Here is a 300-nt window from a genome sequence, read left to right as displayed (position 1 = left end):
ACCTCATCGCCGGGCTTGAGGGCGATGACCTAGCTATCGGGACGCGCGGGCCAGCCGCCGGGGGAGACGCGCTTGACGACACCCTCGCGGGTTCCGAGCGCGAGCGGCACGGCGCTGGCGGGGTCGACGATCGCGAGCACGCGCTCCTTCGCATCGGTCAGGCCCAGGTAGTCGCGCAGCTTCGCGCCCGCCGCGAGCTGCACCGAGTTCGCGGGCACGCTCGGCAGATCGACCGGGGTGAACCGCACGAAGCGGCCGCGCGACGTGATCGCGGCGAGCTCGCCGCGCGTCGTCGAGTCC

General features: G+C 73.7%; 1 pseudogene. It reads right to left on the bottom strand.

Annotated features, from left to right (window positions below):
* Positions 1-29 precede the first annotated feature (29 nt).
* Positions 30-300, bottom strand: a pseudogene (locus ACTIE9_RS12395) (DNA topoisomerase IV); the annotation flags it as partial.

Origin of the sequence: Microcella sp. (assembly GCF_051860105.1) — a bacterium.
In the GTDB taxonomy this organism is placed as follows: Bacteria; Actinomycetota; Actinomycetes; order Actinomycetales; family Microbacteriaceae; genus Microcella.
Note: the sequence above shows the minus strand (reverse complement) of the source record. Positions and strands in the feature narration are given on the sequence as shown.